The sequence below is a fragment of the Desulfosporosinus cupriresistens genome, from assembly GCF_001707885.1.
In the GTDB taxonomy this organism is placed as follows: domain Bacteria; phylum Bacillota; class Desulfitobacteriia; order Desulfitobacteriales; family Desulfitobacteriaceae; genus Desulfosporosinus.
The window spans coordinates 1-15,863 of sequence record NZ_MASS01000056.1 but is presented as its reverse complement, the minus strand read 5'-3'; the positions used below and the strand labels follow the sequence as shown (position 1 = coordinate 15,863).

The window sequence follows — 15,863 nt, the reverse complement described above, 5'->3', positions numbered from 1 at the left end:
GCTTTAGGCCCCTTTTTCATAGAAATGCAGAAAGATTTCTTCAAGGTCGGGCTCCTCCACCCAGACATTGGTTAAATCTATCTCGGAGATCTTTTTCATGATCGAATTAAGATTGCCTTTGAATAAAAAACTAATGATATTTTGCTTTGCCTCTAAATTACTGACTCCATCAATATTAAAGTAATTTCGGTCTAAATTCGCAGTAGTTTGGAGTTTGATTTTTTTATAGTTGTTTTCTTGTAAGGCGCTAATTTTTTCAAGCTGTATGATTTTACCTTCTTTAATAATGGCAACACGATTACACATTCTCTGCACTTCACCTAAAATATGAGATGAAAATAGGATTGTCGCCCCTTTATTATTCTCCTCTTGTAATAGTTCAAAGAACTTTTGCTGCATTAGAGGATCCAACCCGCTGGTAGGTTCATCTAGAATAATCAGTTTGGGTTCATGAAGTAGTCCCTGAACAATTCCAACTTTCTTTTTGTTGCCGAAGGACAAATCATCAATCTTTTTATTAAGATTTAGATCCATTTTTTCTGCTAAGTCATTAATTCTTTGCCTACAATCTTTTTCATAAAAGCTAGCAGAGTATTTCAAGAGATCAATCACTTTCATTTTGTCATAGTAAAAGACTTCTGATGGTAGATAGCCTATCTCTTTTTTAATTTCCGGGCCTTCCTTGATACTGTCTTTTCCAAATATTTTAGCGCTGCCACTTGTGGGATAAATCAGCCCTAATAGAGTCCTAATGGTCGTTGACTTTCCTGCACCATTGGGTCCAATAAAACCAAAAATTTCTTTCTCTTGAACATTAAAATTAACATCAATAATTCCGCGCTCGTTGCCATAATACTTGGTCAAATTGTTTATTTCTATAACATTCATTTTTACGTCTCCTTTATAAATCAATTTGGAAATATTTCTATAACTACCATAACTTAATAATTTTGGGCATTCGCTAACTACCCCAGATTTAAGCCATAGATAGAAGCGGTGTATCTCCGTTCATTACTGGAGTATTAGGTTTGTTCCTTTTATCTATAATTCTTTACATAACTTTAATCAAATATCCATTTCTATATTAGATCAGGCCAAACCCTGAATCCTTCCGACAAGTAATATCCCTACAAATAAAGATGACCAATGTGGAAGGCCTCTAGGGTAAATGAGAACATCTACCCTAGAGGCCTTTTCGCTTACCTTATCTTCTAAGAAAATACTTTCCAGAGTTTGTCTGATTAAGAGACCTAGCCGAAGTTTATACGGTTGATCCCCATGATGATTAAAACGGTTTCTTAACCAAACCAATGTCAGAGATCTTTGAATTAACAACGATATTCACTTCAGCTTTTGGGAATTCCTCTGTCCAATTATCTTTCATTTTTTGCCATTCCTGTGGAAATTTTCGGCTTAACTCAGTCCCAAATCCTAAAATATCCGTACCGTATTTGTCTTGGGCTTTGTCAACAATGTTCCTGATCTCTTTTTCTATTACCTCATCCTGACTCTTCTTTAACTCCATGAGCTCTTCAGGATTGCCCAAATCTGTGAGACACGCTTGCTCAGCCAAACGAGATACTACATTTACAGTAATCGTAAACTTCAATTTGCCATCGGTAATATCCGGTTCAATTTTCCCCTTAGCCTTCTTAATTTCCATGGAAACTTTTTTATTTTCCTCACCCGGACAGGGAAAGGTAATGATTCCAGATTTAACTTTATCTTGGGTCCACAAATAACCTCTAGTTTCTAGGAGATCCAGCCTTCCAATAAGCTTGTCTCTCCGGAAGACAGCAGCACCGTTGAGAAGCAAAGTTTTTTTGGGATTGCTGAGGTCTGGTTCAATGTTACTGAGGACAACCCCCGGCGAATCGTAAGCTAGTTGCTTCATTGTATCCAGTAGGTTAGTAGCTACTGTTTTTGAAGATGCTCCAAAATCCATAAGCATCATATCAAGCTGTTTGGCCGATAGACTCTCCAAAGTGGCTTGGGCTTCAAGGATATCGGCTGCTTCTCCCGGAGTAACTAATACCCAAGTAAGTGGACGCATTTCAGCGTCCCGGTTGAAAAGGTCAAGTACAGGAAGGATTCCCTCCGTGGCTATCCCATTACCCAGGATGATAGCCGTATTATGGGGATAATACAATTTGCGCCCAGACTTTAAAACAAGATTTCTTATAGCATCAAAGACGGTATCTCCAGTGCTACTCATAATAACACTATCCCTTTCACCTCCAGAACTACCTTCACTACTTGATGCCGGTGAATCGGAGGTGCGGGCAATTTGAACAGAAAATTTGATTTCATTATTCTTCCCTTTGTCAATAGCTATCAGCGTAATGATTGCCCTTCCTTCTAATTCCTTTCGGTCCCAACAACCACTTATCAACAAAGGAATCCCTAAGATTAATAATAAATAGATTACCCTTTTTACTTTTCGCATAGGTCTAACCTCATTTTTTCTTTGGGGATGGCCTGCTTGAGCGTCCTCTAATTGAATTCCATGTACCTAAAATCCGGGGACGAGTATTTAAGGCCCAAGTAGGAGTCTTAATAAGAACATCCTGTAAATCGTTAAGATTTGCTGGAGCCAGCGGTGCCATGTAGGGGACCCCAAACGAGCGTAGTTTTAGTAAATGAATGAGCAGGATTATACTTCCCATCAGGATGCCGAATATGCCAAGAATAGTTGCCCAAGTCATGAGAAAGAGACGACTAATTGGAATAGCATCCCCTAAAGATGGGATGACAAAACTGGCGATACCGGTTAAGGCCACAAAGATAATGACTGTATCACTGACTAAATTCGCCTTTGATGCCGCTTCACCAATGACTAAGCCCCCGACAATACTAACTGCTTGCCCGATCGGACGAGGCATGCGAATTCCAGCCTCTCGCAATATTTCAAAGACCATTCCCATTAGAAAAACTTCCACGTAGGCAGGGAAAGGTATTCCTTCTCTGGCTTTGGCCATGCTTACTAACAAAGGGGTCGGAATTAAGTCCGGATGAAAACTCTGGATAGCAATATATACCGCCGGAAGAAAAAGAGCAAACATTAGGGAAACAATCCTAATCCAGCGAACAATAGTCACATAATATGCTCGAGCAAAATAATCCTCTGAGCTTTGCAAAGCTTCGACCAAAAGATAAGGAACTGTCAATGCAATAGGCGTGCCATCGACTAATATACCAATGCGCCCTTCTAGCAGCTTCGCAGCTAGAATATCCGGTTTTTCCGTATTGCCCACCGTGGGAAAGATTGAGACTGGCGCATCTTCAATCAATTGTTCAATATATCCGCTTTCCAAAATTCCGTCGATATCGATTCTTTGCAGACGGCTTCGGACTTCATTTACTAATTTTTCGTTGACAACTCCATTTAAATAGGCAAAGCAGACTTTGGTTCTCGTTCGAGTTCCCAAATTTAATTGTTCTAAAATAAGGTTTTCATTAATTATTTTTCGCCGTAATAGTGAGAGGTTTGTCCCCAAACTCTCATTAAAGCCTTCCCGAGGTCCTCTCACAACAGATTCAGTCGCTGGCTCTTGTATGACACGACTATCGAACCCAATACTATCGAAAATCAAAGCTGAATTAAAGCCGTCTAGGAGTAAAGCCGAATTTCCTCTTAATATGCTATCAATAATATCTTGAAGCTGGCTAAATTCCTGCACTTTGTTATTGGGCACTGCATAATCCCTTATAAACGAAAGTAAATCATGTTGATTAAGCTCTTTCCATAGTTCTTCCCTTTCGTGATCAAACATTAAGGGTTTCAAGATCGTTGCATTTATTGATTCAGAATTAACCATACCGTCGATATAGATTAGAACCGCGCTCTTATTTGGGTCAAAGCCAACCTTAAATTCACGAAAAACAATATCTACACTACCCTGAAACCGCTCTTTCAAAACGATAAGATTGGTTGTTAGGAGCGAAGTGAGTATATTCATTTCGGCATCAGGTTCATTAGAGGGAGGACGGCTAGCGTTCTCTGTATTCGGTTGACCGCAAGCCGGCAATTTCTTTAGTTTCCTTAGCTTTTTAAGTCTCTTTAACAATATAGCGCTCCCCCTTTCCTAAAATTCAGTTCTTCTTTATTCCGTGACGTATTAAGCTGACAATAAGCAACATAATGATCAGGAAGACTTCGATAAACAGAGCCAAGACAGGGAAAATTGTCTCGGTAAATTGATTCATTTCCGTGATATTACTAAATATAAACACTGATAGAATAAGAATAATTATTCCAAAATAGGGCGTCAACGTCTGATACCTTTGTATCTTGAAAATCTGGGCTAACCCTAGAACGCTTGAATAATAGAATATAACTAGGCTTACAAAGGCACCGGCAATCTGAAATATAATGACTAAAGTTTCAATGCGCTCAAAAAAGTTACCAACTTTAATAATCTGAGCAAGACGAAATACTGGATATATTTGCAAGCTGCTATAACTTATACCGAAAATAGTAATTAGGGATATCAATGTCATAATGGACAGAAAGGTCACACTCCCGATAGCAATCCATTTTGCTTTAAGACTCTCTTTAGGCCTGTTATGATAAGCCATAAATATCCCCATGACGATGCAGACTCCATACATACTAATGGGTAGAAGGCTAGACTTAAGTAGTTCCCAGATGTTATGTTGAAAAAATGGTCGTAAGTTTTCTAGTTCAACTCGATTCAAGCTAAATGTCAAAATGATCAGCAATGGAATAAGTATGAGTGGAGCTACGATTTCGCTCAACCTGGCAATGACCTCTAAACCGGCATTGACCGCATAGAAACTCACCAAAAGCAGAACAAAATTAATAAATAGTTCTGGAGTTTCTGTCAAGAGTACCGTATCCACAAATTCACTCACAATTTTTAAGGTTACCAGTAACATATACCCGAAAAACAGGACAAATAAAAGGCCTATTACCTTGCCAATCCATGGGCCCAGAATAGTCTCACTGTATTCGAACATCGTTTGCTGAGGATACCTCATACCGAGGATAAAGTAAACTATGGCAAGTACAGCATCGATAACAAACGTTATGAGCATTACTTGCCAAACGTCTTGTTTACTTTGTTCAATCAAAATTCGAGGTAAACCAAACATAAGCGAACTTAACAAAAGGGAAAAGAGCATGCAGGTAAATTGTCTGGTTGATATTTTTACTTTTTCCAATATTTTTATCTCCCATATTCATCAAGACCTAGAAGTTATTGTAACCTTTCTGGATTTTTCTATGTAGGTCAGTTTAGATTCTACTTGTGGGACATAAGAAAGCTCCTCCTTACAAATAAACAGTTTTGTTATTTTAACTGTCTACCTTTAGGGCAATGTCATTAAGTTAAGCTCATGAGAAACCCCAGCGGTAGAAAAGTGATACCGCTGGGGTTGTCGCATACACGGAATAACATAGAAAACACAGGTGTTTTTGAATTTTGAGCAACACAAAAGCATCTGTAAAAGTCCTATCACACATGTTAAATCTCAAATAATTCTGTACTGGAACCCTACTGCTGAAATCGGATTTTGATATCTAGGAAATTGTCGGCCAGGGCGTATTGGGGAAAGGTGCTTACCTATCAGTTTAAGAACTTGGACCGCTGGAATTAACTCTCTCAAAAATTGACGACATATATTTAAAGCCACTGGAAAATTTACTCGCAAATCTTCCGAAATACTGATGTGGTGCATGATAATGGAAGAGTAATTATATAGAATTAGTTGGCAAAAATCTCTTGCAATATAAAATCCTTCTTTTTACTGTGCAGACTTGCCAAACCCACAGCATATTTAAGCTCCTTAAAAGATGTCTCAATTCCCCAGCTCAGATTATAGAACTGTTTTATTTTCTCCGGCGGAAAATCTTCGGCATTGAGATTTGTATAAACCGCTTCATACACACCATCAGCAATAGCGAAGCGAACGGCACGAAAATGCAAATCATAAAACTTGGAATCTTTCGGTTTAATGAAGTCAAATGTCGTATGTGGTTGTATCCATCGATACCGATGGGGGTATGCTTTTAAAAGCGACAACGTTTCTTTGGTTTGGCGCCGGGTGAGGGTTAACATGATTTCTTCATCGTATTCCGGGCAATCTGGCAGAGAAAGCCTTGATATAATCCCATAGGATTCTTTCGCCCTGATGATATAGTACCATGATTTCTCCTGAAAATGAGCGATATTGTTGAATGACTCATATCCCCGATCCATGATTGCAATTACATTTCCGCTGATTTCAGACTGGTCTACCATGGATAGTAAGGCTTTATGCTCATTCATGCCTTTCTTGGGTTGCACGGATGCATTGACATAAACCTTGCCAATCAGGTCATACATAGCGTCCAAATGCACAAGATTGTAATTTTTGCTATCTTCGCTGTTCCTGATGGAGGAGAATCCATCATTTGAATTTGACGGAAGTCTCAAATCCGAACCGTCAACAGCGAGCAGCCTGTAGTCTTGTAATGAATTCTCCGGTACTGCTAATCTTGTAAATTCGTGAAACAGTAGTTCAGTGCTTCTGGACGAATTTTGTCTCTCTGTTGGACAAATGCTGAAGCGGTTGCAGTCTCTGACGAATAGCCCAGCCAATCATATAATTCTTTTGAAAGGCTATTGCCTCCCATGCCTACAAGCATAAGCAGCATAGTATGCAGTGATAATTTGCGTTCGCGTGAAAAATCTTGCCCTGGTCGTTTCACGCAAGCCGGTAAATCTGCTGTGATTGAGCGTATCGCTTGGTGCAGTGCAGTTCGTACCTGCTCTGGATATGCTTTCTTTTTCATTTTAGAAAGCCTCCTTAAAAATGTCCTCATTTTCAAGGCGAAGCCTTCGATTTTTTATTTATTTGTCAAGTGTTTTTTTACAATTGATAAATTTTATATGCCCACCTGTATGTATAAGAAAAACACAACCATCTTAATCTGGATGGTTGTGTTTTTCAGGCCTTAACTTAATGACATTGACTACAAGGGGAGCATATCACTCTGATCGGGCTTATCCAGTGTTGTTATTATTGAAGTTGCTCTTCAAGGTCTACCTCTGACATCTTGAGCAAAAAACTGTAGTCCTCCCGGCCAGACGTATTCGTTCTAACGTCTGCCCACAAACTTTACACGACCTCCCTCCCCTTCCATATACTTGAAGCGCTTGTTCAAATAAGCCTTTTTCCCCATTTGCATCTCGATAATCTCGAAACGATGTACCTCGAGCATCAATTCCTGCTTGGAGTACCTTTTGGATTGCATGATGTAATTTTACTATTTCTTCCTCGGATAGGGTATCTACTCGACGATCAGGAGATAGACCTGCCAAAAAAAGGGATTCATCAACATAGATATTCCCCATTCCTGCTAGAACGGTCTGATCAAGTAACGCGGCTTTTAAAAAGACCTTCTTCTTCCCGAAACGTTCTTTCAGTACGGCAGGTGTAAAACCTTCTCCCAAGGGCTCTGGACCAAGCTTCTGCAAAGAGGATTTACAAATACATAGTGGCGTTGGTATCGCTTGAATGCGCCCAAATTTGCGCGTGTCTGAAAAATGCAGCTCTCCGTGTTCTAAGCGAAAAACTACGTGCGTGTGCTTTTCCGGTTCCTTCTTTTCAGCGAAATAATTCAAACGTCCGGTCATCCGCATATGAGCAATTAACGTCAAATCCTCATCTAACATAATCAGCAGATATTTGCCTCGTCGTTCGATTGTTTGAATCCGTCGACCAGTGACTAAGCCTTCAAAGGTCTTGTCCTCCCAACCAACGACAGCAGCGGGCCAAATGAGAGTAATCTCCTCAATTTTTAAGTCTTTAACATGTTTGACTAATGTCCGGCGAATTGTTTCAACTTCAGGAAGTTCTGGCATATATCCTCCTTAATCCTTCGGTTTAAACGGCTGCATATCATACCAATTTGGTCCGACTTTACATTCCACAGTCAGGGGCACAGAAAGAGGCCAAGCGTTTTCCATTTTATCGATCAACATGCGTGCTACGTCCTCTAAATCCTCAGGAGCCACTTGGAGCAAAAGCTCATCATGAACTTGGAGCAACATAGCCGCTCGAAAGGGTTTCAATCCTTCGGCGACATTAATCATGGCTAATTTCATAATATCGGCTGCGGTCCCTTGCACTGGTGTATTCATGGCAATGCGTTCTCCAAACTGGCGTTGAACCCGATTAGAGTGCAGCAACTCTGGAATACGTCGCAAGCGATTTAACAACGTTCGGACTTCACCCTCTTTTTTAGCCTGCGTTACAACATTTTCGAGATAACGTTTAACTCCACTATAGCGCTTAAAATACTGCTCGATGTAAAATTTGGATTCTTTCCGCGGAATCCCTAAATCCCTCGACAGACCAAACTCCGTTAACCCGTACACCAAACCAAAATTAACTGCCTTGGCACTCCGGCGCATGTTCGGAGTGACTGCTTCAAGCGAGATACCAAAGACTTCCGCGGCCGTTCGAGTGTGAACATCCTGTCCCAGTGCAAAGGATTCACAGAGTAGCGGATCTTGAGAGTAGTGGGCTAAAATCCGCAGCTCAATCTGGGAGTAATCAGCCGAGAGGAGCACCCAACCTGGTTCCGTGGAATGAAAGACTTTCCTTAACTGCCGACCCTGCTCAAGTCGAATGGGTATATTTTGTAAATTAGGTTCTGTGCTTGACAAACGACCCGTTGCCGTCACAGTTTGCTGAAACGTCGTATGAATTCGGCCATCCTTTATTTGAGCGAGCAACCCATTCACATAGGTGGACATCAGTTTATTCAATTGCCGATAGTCGAGAATCTTCTCTACAATTGGGTGAGCGGAACGCAGTTCCTCTAACGTCTCAGCATCAGTAGAATATCCCGTTTTAGTTTTCTTAGCTGTAGGAAGACCTAGTTTTTCAAAAAGAATCGTTCCCAACTGCTTAGGCGAATTTATGTTAAAGGTGTTCTCCGCTAAAGCCCATATGTCTTGCTCCAGCTGTTTTAAGGTTATGCTTATCCCATCACCGAAACTAGTCAACTGTTCTGCATCAACTGCAATTCCATGACGTTCCACTTGCGCAAGTACCAGACTTAACGGTTCTTCAATCTCATGGAGCAAAGTCATAAGTCCCAGCACAGAAATTTCTTCATTAAACTTGGGCGCAACTTGGGCTAAAGCAGCAGCTTCCTCTGCAATGCTCTGGAACACCTTTTGTTTCGGCACGTATTCTTTGACTAAATCCAGCGAGGCAAATTTAGTCCGCGTGGATTGAATCAAGTAGGATGCCAAGCTCAGATCCAACCTTACGCGTTTTAAGGAGATGCCTTCATTGTCCAACAACAAAGCCACTGTTTTACTATCCGCCAAGGTTTTGGGAACCTGATCATTGCCCAACAGATCTAACCACGCCTTGATAACGCCTGGGGATGCTTCCTTACGTGTCAACGTGAAAACCTCACCCTGAGTAGCTACTCCCCACTCCAGCCAACGACCACCTTGTAAACCCGTTCCTTCATAACGGCAGGCTATAGTGAGTGAGACTTTCTCTGCTTGCCACTTTTCAATCTGTACCAGCCAGCCCTCTTCTGAAAGCGTGCGTTCCGGCCAATCTTCTAACAACTCATCAGGATTTTCTTCCAGCGATTCCGCATCATCTTGATGACGCTCTTGCCATAGACGAGTCACACTCTTCAGATCATACTTTTGAAAAACTGGCAACGCTTTTGTCGCTTGTGAGCGGCGATAAACAAAATCATTTATAGAAAATTCCAACGGAATTTCGCTCAACATCGTAGCTAATTTTTTACTCAGCAGGGCCTGATCTGCAAAATCTTTCAAATTACTTTGCAGTTTTTTCCCAGAAACTTTATTCGCGTTCGCTAGTACGCCTTCAACCGTTTCAAACTCCCAGAGCAATTTCAGTGCAGTTTTCTCACCAATACCGGGAACCCCAGGTATATTGTCCGAGGTGTCCCCCATAAGCCCTTTAAGATCGATGATTTGGTAAGGACGCAACTGGTAACGTTCCCATAAGGCATGCTCATCATAACATTCAACGTCACTAATCCCTTTTTTGGTCAAATATATATTTGTCTTGGGAGATATAAGTTGAAGAGCATCTCTGTCTCCCGTGTAGATCTGAATTTCCATCCCTTGTGTTTCAGCTTGTTTAGTAATTGCGGCAATAAGATCATCCGCTTCATAACCAGCCAATTCAAGCACGGGCACGTCTAATTCCGTTAAGACTTCTTTAAGGTAATCAAATTGAGGACGTAATCCCTCCGGGGTCTCTTTTCGCTGTGCTTTATATCCAGCGTACTGTTCAATCCGTACCGTTGCTTTGGTTTTATCGAAAGCTACCACCCAAGAATCTGGATGCTGTTCTTGCTCTAACCTAAAAAGCATGGTCAAAAAACCATGTAATACATTTGTTGGACGCCCATCGGCCGTGGTCAACGGCGGCAAAGCATAAAAGGCGCGATTCGCAAGGCTGTTTCCGTCTAAAATCACCATCCGTGGCATCTAAAAAACCCCCCAATCTTTCGCGTTTTACTATATCATACCCACTGCCTACTAACAAACGATTACGTTGAATTCCCAGGGGCATCCAATAAATATCAGCCATTCCCTCGTTAATATTCTAATGTTAGTGAAAATTGTCTGATGAATAATAACTTAGGAACAACAAGGCTAAAACAATCATAAATAGACGAAACTAAATTTCCTCTTGGAAGGAATTGTAAATTTGAATGTTGAATTATTAATTACAATTTCTTTAGGGGGAGGCTGAATAAATGAAAGACTGTACTTTGATTGCGAGCTCACTTAATGAAGAAGGAGGACTTTGGTTAGCAGAAATACTCGAGGTTGATGGCTGTACAACCCAAGGGAAGGATCTTCTCGAGGTGATCCAAAAAGCAGCGGAATTAAGAGAAGCAATTGATAAGATTAATGAACTACAATTTATAGAAGAGGATGAAACAATGGATGAGCAAAAGAGCAGCAACAACGATGTTGTAGGTTTCTTCCTATCACATAAGAAAAAAGCAAATGGCTCGATCTGTTCAGATATAAGTGAAGTGTTAGGAATTATCGAGAAATTTGATATTCCTGAAGACAGGGGGACTAAGGCATTTCGAAGACACCTGGGAATTATGCTGACTCATTTATCTCCAGCGATTCCAACTCTCAGTATAGGCCCCTGGACTATACTGTCAAAATCCATGAAAAGTGAACTGGGTAAAGCTCCTGAATGGGAGGGCTGGAAGGACAAGCCGAAGGAAAAAAAAGAATCGGCTTAAACGGCGAATCTATCGTTACATATAACACTGCCAACATCAAAAGCAACAAGTCAGAGCGTTTTAACTTAAGCACTCTGACTTGTTGCTTTTGCAACTCTCCTACGAGAAATACCCTCTACTTGTCAAGCAGTCGCATCTTGCAGATGAAATAGTAACTTTAGTTATCATTACGATTGACTACCGGTCTAGAGATTGGTACAATTTGTGTGATACTACTCCAGTAGTTACATATCGGGGGAGCGATTATTTTGTTAAGAAAGGAGCTCCGAAATGGTTCGAGATTTAAGCGAGATCCTTCAACGCTTCGGATTTACTCAATACGAATCTAAAGCATATCAAGCTCTTGTTAGAAGTGGTCCATCGAATGCCTCCTCCATAAGCAAAGTGTCCGGTATTCCCAGAGCTAGGATCTATGATACTTTAGAATCTTTGGTTGAGCAGGGGATTGTGATGACTGAGGAAAATGCCGAAGGGGTGAAAACCTACACCTGTCTTCCGGTAAGCGTCTTTCTCGAAAGGATTCGCAATAGCTGGCTAACTGATTTCTCTTTTGCCGAAAAAGAATTAAAGGCGATTGAAAACCAAGGTGAAAAGCAGGATACTTACATTTCTACTTTGCGAGGAAAGGATAACATTTTGGCATTTTGCCGCATTCTAATTCGCAGGGCGAAAAATCAAATAATCCTTTCAGTCTGGGATACGATGTACAATGAACTACTGCCAGACCTCCAGCAAGCAGTGCATAACGGGCGTCGCCTACGTGGTATTACTTTTGAGGTTTTTCAACCACTTGAGGGGCTTTACAGTCATCGCCTTAACGATTACATGTCTTCGTTACGTTCAGAGAATTGGTTCATTCTTTCGATTGATAGTTGCGAGCTACTATACGGCCATTCTGCAGAACGCGACAGTAATGCCTTTTATACTGATGATTCTGTTCATATCTATTTGCTTGAGGATTATATTTGGCATGACGTACTTGTTAACCGCCTTATAAAAGAACAAGGAAAACAACTCGATAATTGGATTTTGCCTGAGATGGAGGAATTTTTCGGCCGAAAACTATTACCTCCTAGCTTGTGAAAAAAGGCAACTACCTTAAATTATTAAGTGATGCCTTACTACTAGAAAAAGGAGCGCTAAAGATGTCTGATAAGCAGATTCGCTTACTAATGGTGCTGACTACCATTTTTTGGTCGGGCGCATTTATTACCGGCAAAATAGCCGTAGGAGAATTTCCTCCATTTGCCCTGACTTTCTTTCGTTTTCTCTTTGCTTTACCTTTAATTTTTATAATTTTATATGTTAGAGAACCCAAAAACCTTTTTCCGCGGGGCAGACAATGGTCTGCGCTGATCCTGCTTGGGATCGTCGGCACGTTTTGTTATCATGCCTTGTTTTTTACTTCACTAAAATATACTACAGCAATTAATTCATCACTTATCGGAGCTATGAATCCCATGGTTACAACAATTCTAGCTGCAGTGTTCTTTAGCGAACGCTTAACTCTCTGGAGGTTATTGGGTATTTTCTTATCTTTTAGTGGAGTCTTCCTGTTCATTACGAATGGAGATTTGCAGTTAATTTCCCAATTTCAATTTAACAAAGGAGACTTAATTATGCTGCTCGCGGTCTGTTGTTTTGCAGTCTATTCGCTACTCAGCCGCAGGTATATGAAGCAATATCTTCTATCACCGCTTATGGTCACTGCCTATACATTCTTGATCTGTGTTGTTATTTCCATTCCTTTCGTTTTGTGGGAAAACCCTGCCACATATCTATCTTCAGCAACACTGAGGGGATGGCTCTCCATTTTGTATATGAGTGTGTTTGCTTCCGTATTAGGTTACCTTTTCCAGATGGTCGCCATTCAACGCATTGGCGCACCGCGCACAGCCATTTTTATTAATTTAGTGCCAATCTTTACGATTATCCAGTCTGTAACAATCTTAGGTGAGTCAATTACACTTATTAAGCTAATCGCTGCCGCCATTGTAATTACCGGCGTTTATTTAGCTACACGACCGGAATCGAGAGTCAAACATTTAGGTGCTGCTAATGGGAGTCTTCTATAACCTAGGAATTTCTTTTATTTAGCACATTATTTTCCATGTATAAATGGCTAAAACTTAAGAAACGTACCACCTCGCATTATAAAAGCAACGCTCATACTTCCACGGGACAAAAGAATTATGCAAACTAAGAGATTTTAGGCTTCATATATTTGTATTGAAGCCTAAAATCTCTATTTAAGAGTCATATTAGAGTCCTTCATGGAATTTGAAGTTATGTTAAAGAAGCTAATACCTGTTTAAATATGTCTTGTGGTTGGCTTGAAGGAACAGATGCTTTGCCATTCGGAACACCATTTTGTCCATTGGATTGATCTTTTGGTTGTTCACTTGACGGTTCTTGCCCATTTTGGCTATCTCCATTGGGCCCTCCGTTCGGATCACCTTGCTTCGCATTTGTACTCAAATACGTTTTTTGTTGGTCAGTAAATACCGCTGTAATGGCATCTGCTTTTTCTTGGAGAAAATCTTGACTTGGGTTCGAAGTATCAATTAAGAGTTGCAGGATTGGTTTGATTTTATCTTTCTGATCGCTTGTTAAAACCATCTGCTGGTTACCTTGGAGTCGACGTATCCCCATAGCGGCTTCAATCGCAGGATTTAGTGTCAGTTTTTGGGAAGTCTGACCTTGATTATCTTGACTAGATGTTGTTGGTTGCATTTCAGAGTCAGCGGATGCCTCTGTTGTAGAGGATGATTGTGTTGTAGTTGCCTTTTGTGAACCACAACCAACTACTCCAATTATCGTCAGAGACATTAACATCCCAACTGTTATCCAAGATCTCGTGCTTCTGGTTAATTTTTGAACATAACTCTGTTTCTCCATTAATAAAATTCCTCCTTCGTTTTTATAATAGTTTGATTGATGGCTATACTATGAACTAGTTGTGGTACATAATTTGTAGTTCGTAGTTCCTAGTTCGACTTAACTTCAGATGAAGTATAACACTCCATCTGAAGTAAGTTTTCTTTATGTCCTAAAGGGCATAAAGTTTTAAGTTTTAAGTTTTAAGTGCTAATTGATTATGATAAGACTCTCGGAGAACTTACCCTGCTCCATCCCCTCCTTTCTCTATGCGCAGCATCGTATAAAACCTTAAGCAGGCATACGAACATTAAAACGTTTAAGAGAGAAGTAACTATGAGGATAGGACCATATGATACGGAATTTATACCGCTCAGCGTTTCATAGAGAACATAATGTGTATTGATATAAATAGTCGTGCTATACCCTGCTGCTAACAGTATTAAGCGTTTATCTCTAAGATATATAAAGGTTAGAATCGATAGGGCAACGGCTGGGAATAAATATCGTTCATGCATCCTAGTCGAAAACGTGAAGACACCGTCAATCAAAAGGAGTGCTACAGCGGAGGCATTTATCCTACTCTTCCCTTTAATAAAGACAAACCATGAAAATGCGGTAATCATAACAATGGCAATCAGACCCCAATTGTGATAGCTGAGTACAAACAGTGTACCTGCGTCTTTGGCAAAGTTCGCTCCCAATAAACTGAAGAAGTTAAAGGCGTTAACAGAGGCATAGGGATACTCAGCTAGCGTACTTGCAAAAAGTTTAAAAATCCATAGTCCATTCATGTTCAAAGAAAAGGGAAGTACAACCACGAGAGTTGTAACCAAAGCTGAGATGAAAACTTTTAGCCAACTCGTTAAATTTTTTCGCCTGATTAGTTCGAAGAAAAGTACGGGTAAAAAGATAATCCCCTGCGGCTTCATGAGTACAGCAGCCGTAAACAAGACAGAGGCCAGCGCGATTTTCTTTTCGGAAAGCAAAACAACCGCCGCGACAATAATTAGAGTGAAGAAAGAATCCACCTGGCCCCATATCGTCGAATTAATAAGAACTGCCGGGTCGAAGATGTAAAATGCGGCTAGTAAAATGCTAATTTCCAAAGCAAGATATTTTTTGGCGAGTTTATAAATCAAGAAGGACGTAGCGATATCTGCTACTATGGACGGAAGTTTTAAGAGCAAAGTGAAATAAGGGCTAAGTGCAGAGATGCTTCCAATTTTGCCAATTAGAAATAAAACATAAATATACAAAGGCGGATAGTCGCTGGCGTTACGCCCTTGATAAAATTGAGAGAAGTTATTGGCAGCAGTGGTAGCCCAGTTTTTGAAGGTATTAAGATCAAAAGGATGACCGGTCATCAACGTAGCCAGAGAAATTCGCAAGAGCAATCCAACACCAAGTAAGGATAGGATTAGAAATTTTCCGTTACCTGGCTGGATTATTACCTTTTTCCTGGTAACCAGGTAATAGGCTGCAAGGAAGATAATTAAGAAAGCAATAGCATAGGCAACAATTTGGAGGGTATAATCAGCAGCACTCGCCTTAGTACTTCCGCTGGTCATTGTATTAGGCATAGCCCTGTTAGCGGGTTTCATTCTCTGACTTGCATCTGGTGATTGGAACTGTCCATTTGGCGCTTGATTTGCATTCTGAGTTGTACTTTGACCTAAATCTTGACCTGTACTTTGACTCATAT

The 15,863-nt window shown here is 40.6% G+C and carries 13 protein-coding genes; 3 read left to right on the top strand and 10 right to left on the bottom strand.

Annotation, left to right across the window (positions count from 1 at the left end; translation table 11 throughout):
• Positions 1–3: 3 nt before the first annotated feature.
• From DSBG_RS17615 to polA, 8 genes are all read right to left on the bottom strand, one after another.
• Positions 4–888 carry an ABC transporter ATP-binding protein gene (locus DSBG_RS17615; RefSeq protein WP_068965697.1) on the bottom strand — a complete coding sequence of 295 codons (885 nt, stop codon included), beginning with the start codon at positions 886–888 and terminating at the stop codon, positions 4–6.
• A 397-nt stretch (positions 889–1,285) separates the two neighbouring features.
• The gene (locus DSBG_RS17610) at positions 1,286–2,446 is read right to left on the bottom strand and encodes a Ger(x)C family spore germination protein (protein ID WP_068965695.1); all 1,161 of its coding nucleotides are present in this window, start codon (positions 2,444–2,446) and stop codon (positions 1,286–1,288) included.
• Positions 2,447–2,456: 10 nt separating this feature from the next.
• On the bottom strand, positions 2,457–4,067 hold the full coding sequence (locus DSBG_RS17605) for a spore germination protein (protein ID WP_068965693.1): 1,611 nt from the start codon (positions 4,065–4,067) through the stop codon (positions 2,457–2,459).
• A gap of 25 nt (positions 4,068–4,092) precedes the next feature.
• On the bottom strand, positions 4,093–5,184 hold the full coding sequence (locus tag DSBG_RS17600; protein ID WP_068965690.1) for a GerAB/ArcD/ProY family transporter: 1,092 nt from the start codon (positions 5,182–5,184) through the stop codon (positions 4,093–4,095).
• Between the two features lie 542 nt (positions 5,185–5,726).
• Positions 5,727–6,602 carry an IS4 family transposase gene (locus DSBG_RS17595; RefSeq protein ID WP_242877719.1) on the bottom strand — a complete coding sequence of 292 codons (876 nt, stop codon included), beginning with the start codon at positions 6,600–6,602 and terminating at the stop codon, positions 5,727–5,729.
• A complete protein-coding gene (locus tag DSBG_RS23810; protein ID WP_242877717.1) occupies positions 6,494–6,796 on the bottom strand; it encodes a hypothetical protein in 303 nt (100 codons plus the stop codon). The genes DSBG_RS17595 and DSBG_RS23810 overlap by 109 nt, the downstream gene beginning before the upstream one ends.
• A gap of 250 nt (positions 6,797–7,046) precedes the next feature.
• Positions 7,047–7,868, bottom strand: coding sequence for a bifunctional DNA-formamidopyrimidine glycosylase/DNA-(apurinic or apyrimidinic site) lyase (gene mutM / locus DSBG_RS17590; protein ID WP_068965688.1), 822 nt, complete (start codon positions 7,866–7,868; stop codon positions 7,047–7,049).
• 9 nt (positions 7,869–7,877) lie between these two features.
• Complete coding sequence (polA, locus tag DSBG_RS17585) at positions 7,878–10,502, bottom strand: DNA polymerase I (protein WP_068965686.1); 2,625 nt, start codon at positions 10,500–10,502, stop codon at positions 7,878–7,880.
• Between the two features lie 272 nt (positions 10,503–10,774).
• On the opposite strand from polA, the gene DSBG_RS17580 reads away from it, so the two are divergent.
• The 3 genes from DSBG_RS17580 (at position 10,775) to DSBG_RS17570 (ending at position 13,356) form a co-directional block, all read left to right on the top strand.
• Positions 10,775–11,281 (top strand): type II toxin-antitoxin system HicB family antitoxin, encoded by a 507-nt coding sequence (locus DSBG_RS17580; RefSeq protein WP_068965684.1) that lies wholly within the window; start codon positions 10,775–10,777, stop codon positions 11,279–11,281.
• A gap of 270 nt (positions 11,282–11,551) precedes the next feature.
• Positions 11,552–12,364: a TrmB family transcriptional regulator gene (locus tag DSBG_RS17575; RefSeq protein WP_068965682.1), complete on the top strand. Its 813-nt coding sequence runs from the start codon at positions 11,552–11,554 to the stop codon at positions 12,362–12,364.
• 62 nt (positions 12,365–12,426) lie between these two features.
• The gene (locus tag DSBG_RS17570; protein WP_068965725.1) at positions 12,427–13,356 is read left to right on the top strand and encodes a DMT family transporter; all 930 of its coding nucleotides are present in this window, start codon (positions 12,427–12,429) and stop codon (positions 13,354–13,356) included.
• 211 nt (positions 13,357–13,567) lie between these two features.
• Here DSBG_RS17570 and DSBG_RS17565 read toward each other — a convergent pair whose 3' ends face one another.
• Together DSBG_RS17565 and DSBG_RS17560 are read right to left on the bottom strand one after the other, a co-directional pair.
• Positions 13,568–14,179, bottom strand: coding sequence for a hypothetical protein (locus DSBG_RS17565; protein ID WP_068965680.1), 612 nt, complete (start codon positions 14,177–14,179; stop codon positions 13,568–13,570).
• Positions 14,180–14,376: 197 nt separating this feature from the next.
• Positions 14,377–15,863, bottom strand: a 1,487-nt coding sequence (locus tag DSBG_RS17560) for a glycosyltransferase family 39 protein (RefSeq protein WP_068965678.1), incomplete at its 5' end; no start/stop codon positions are given.

Coding starts and splice junctions, on each gene's coding strand:
- DSBG_RS23810 (WP_242877717.1), bottom strand. CDS start 6,796: ATGAAAAAGAAAGCATATCCAGAGCAGGTACGAACTGCACTGCACCAA.
- DSBG_RS17565 (WP_068965680.1), bottom strand. CDS start 14,179: ATGGAGAAACAGAGTTATGTTCAAAAATTAACCAGAAGCACGAGATCT.
- mutM (WP_068965688.1), bottom strand. CDS start 7,868: ATGCCAGAACTTCCTGAAGTTGAAACAATTCGCCGGACATTAGTCAAA.
- DSBG_RS17610 (WP_068965695.1), bottom strand. CDS start 2,446: ATGCGAAAAGTAAAAAGGGTAATCTATTTATTATTAATCTTAGGGATT.
- polA (WP_068965686.1), bottom strand. CDS start 10,502: ATGCCACGGATGGTGATTTTAGACGGAAACAGCCTTGCGAATCGCGCC.
- DSBG_RS17575 (WP_068965682.1), top strand. CDS start 11,552: ATGGTTCGAGATTTAAGCGAGATCCTTCAACGCTTCGGATTTACTCAA.
- DSBG_RS17615 (WP_068965697.1), bottom strand. CDS start 888: ATGAATGTTATAGAAATAAACAATTTGACCAAGTATTATGGCAACGAG.
- DSBG_RS17580 (WP_068965684.1), top strand. CDS start 10,775: ATGAAAGACTGTACTTTGATTGCGAGCTCACTTAATGAAGAAGGAGGA.
- DSBG_RS17570 (WP_068965725.1), top strand. CDS start 12,427: ATGTCTGATAAGCAGATTCGCTTACTAATGGTGCTGACTACCATTTTT.